At 27.2% G+C, this 670-nt stretch carries 1 pseudogene; it reads left to right on the top strand.

What is annotated here, in order from left to right:
* Positions 1–47: 47 nt before the first annotated feature.
* Positions 48–670 (top strand): annotated as a pseudogene (locus ACODS7_RS32370) (Tn3 family transposase); the annotation flags it as partial.

Here is a 670-nt window from a genome sequence, read left to right as displayed (position 1 = left end):
TCAAAGGTTAGGAACTGAACAATTGTTAAAATATTAAACGTAACTTATATAGCTTTATACAAGAGGTTATAGGAAATGCTATTACATATGAACAAAAACGTCTTATAAAGATTATACAAAAACAGCTATCCGAGGCGGATAAACAACATTTAAAAGAATTATTATACAATCCTTCTGGTTTATATAAGATTACTCGAATCAAACATGAACCTAAAGACTTTAGTATGAATGAAATTAAACGGGAAATTGAATATGGAAAAGAAATGTATCCTCTTTTTCAGCTGGCCAATTCAATTTTGCCACAATTAAAAATTTCTAATGAAAGTATTAAATATTACGCTTCTTTAGTAGAATATTATTCCGTATATAAATTAAAAAGGTTTAATGAATCCCTTATAAATCTTTATTTATTATGCTTTATTTTTCATCGATACCAAAGAATGAATGATAATTTGATCAATAGTTTTATTTATAAAATGAGAAAATACAACGATGATATCTTATCCTTTGCGAAAGACCAAGTATATAACTATTACACAGAAAACCAGGAGGATTTCAAGAAAGTCGGAAATGTTTTACAAGTTATAATAGATGAAAACATTTCCGAACATACAGTATTTAAAGACATACAAAGACGTGTATTTTCTATCCTAGACCGTCCTAAATTAGC

It is taken from the genome of Bacillus sp. FG16 (genome assembly GCF_057809515.1).
Note: the sequence above shows the minus strand (reverse complement) of the source record. Positions and strands in the feature narration are given on the sequence as shown.